Source organism: Polynucleobacter sp. 39-46-10, from assembly GCF_002282275.1.
In genome coordinates, this window is the sequence record NZ_NCJB01000363.1 from 1 (window position 1) to 2,158 (window position 2,158).

At 48.1% G+C, this 2,158-nt stretch carries 1 protein-coding gene; it reads left to right on the forward strand.

Translation table 11 applies throughout. The features are described from left to right. Positions 1-2,158 (forward strand): FAD-linked oxidase C-terminal domain-containing protein (locus tag B7X71_RS15665; protein WP_293601405.1); only part of this gene is annotated, 2,158 nt, incomplete at both ends.

Genomic DNA, 2,158 nt, shown 5'->3' on the forward strand with positions numbered 1-2,158 from the left:
AGAATGGGTTTAACGTCGCACGTGCCTTGGTTGGTACGGAGGGGACTTGCGCACTGACTCTAGCCGCAAAAGTGCGCTTGGTAAAGAGCCCAGCAAAACGGGTAGTTCTCGTTTTGGGTTTTGATGATATTTATGTGGCAGGTGATGCCGTACCTGAATACCAATCCTTCAATCCTATTGCGATTGAAGGATTAGATTACAAAATTATTCGTGGCTTACAAGAGCGCAATTTAGCTAAAGCGGAGATTGATTTGCTTCCCCCTGGCAACGCTTGGGTAGTTGTAGAGTTCGGAGATGACACTATCGAAGGTGCTATTGCTCAGGCTCAAAAGGCGGAAGAATATTTCAAGACAAGAACGAAGGGTCCAAAGCCATCTACATGGTTAGAGCCTGACCCACTAGTGCAGAAACGTATTTGGTCAATTCGGGAAAATGGTGCCTCAGCTACTCACTTATCGATCGACCCGAACTCGCCTGACCCAGTTGTTGGCTGGGAAGATGCCGCAGTTGATCCAGCGCGTTTGGGTGAGTACCTTCGCGCTTTCCAGAAACTAGTAGATTCTTATGAATATCAGACTTCGCTCTATGGTCACTTTGGCGACGGATGTATTCATGCGCGCATTACTTTTAACTTACGCTCTGCAGAAGGCGTTGCTAAATTTAGATCGTTCATTCGGGATGCGGCAACCTTAGTTGTGGAGTTTGGTGGCTCACTCACTGGTGAGCATGGTGATGGCCAAGCTAGGGCAGAATTTCTCCCCATCATGTTTGGCGAAGAATTAATGGGCGCAATGCATGAGTTCAAACGCATCTGGGACCCGCAAAACAAACTTAATCCAGGAAAAGTGGTTCATCCCTATCGCGTAGATGAAAACCTGCGCATGGGCCCAGAGTACAAAGTGGTCAATATCAAAACACGTTTAAATTTCTTGAGCCAAGAAGGCAATGGATTCCAGAGAGCAGTTGAGCGTTGTGTTGGTATGGGTAAATGCCGTAGCGAAAAAATCGGCACGATGTGTCCAAGCTACCGCGCCACTAAGGAAGAACGCTTTTCTACTCGTGGACGCTCACGCCTATTCTGGGAAATGCTCCAGGGTGAAGTAATTAAGGATGGCTGGAAGAGTGAAGAGCTCAAAGAAGCTCTGGACACTTGCCTCTCATGCAAGGGTTGCAAGAGCGATTGCCCAGCACACGTCGATATGGCTTCATACAAAGCCGAGTTCTTATCCCATTATCACGAGACCAATAGCAGGCCTCGTCAGGCTTTAACCATGGGTCGTATTGGTGATTGGGCGCCCCTAGCCAGCAAGTTCTCCTGGTTGATGAATGGTGTTATGCAAACGCCACTACTTTCTAGTATTGCTAAGTGGCTTGGTGGCGTAGCGCAAGAGCGTAGCCTGCCGAAGTTTGCAAACCAATCTTTCAGAAAGCAATTCAAGTCAACAAAGCATGCAGGTGTGGGACAGAAGAAAGTCATTCTCTGGGTGGATACTTTCTGCGAGCACTTTCATCCTGAGGTTGCAAATGCTGCGGTTGAGGTGCTGGCACATGCGGGCTTTGAGGCAACACTACCAAAGACGCCTCTATGCTGCGGCCGACCTTTGTACGACTTTGGTTATCTAGATCTCGCTAAGCAAAAGCTCGAGAAGATTTTGGATGCGATCGGCAGTGAAATTCAATCCAATCCAAGTGCGCCGATTGCAGTGGTAGGTCTTGAGCCAGGCTGTATGTCGGTATTTAAGGATGAGCTATTAAAGTTCTTCCCGAACGATCCAAGGGCGAAACTCTTGGCATCGAGCACCTACCTGCTGGGAGATTTTCTGCACGAGCAGGGCTACACGCCACCACCCTTAGACTGTAACATCTTGGTTCACTCACATTGCCATCAGAAGTCTTTATTTGGTACCAAAGGCGATGTAGCTCTATTGGCTGCTTTGGGTGCCAAGGCTAATTACATTGATAGCGGTTGCTGTGGCATGGCAGGTTCATTTGGATTCAATCCAGAGCATGTTGAAATATCCAAAGCAGTAGGTGAGCTGGTATTGCTGCCCGCTATTCGAGCTACTGATCTAGAAACTATCATTCTGACCAATGGCTTTAGTTGTCGAGAGCAGATTGAGCAAGAGACCGGTCGCAAGGTAAAGCATCTAGCTGAGTT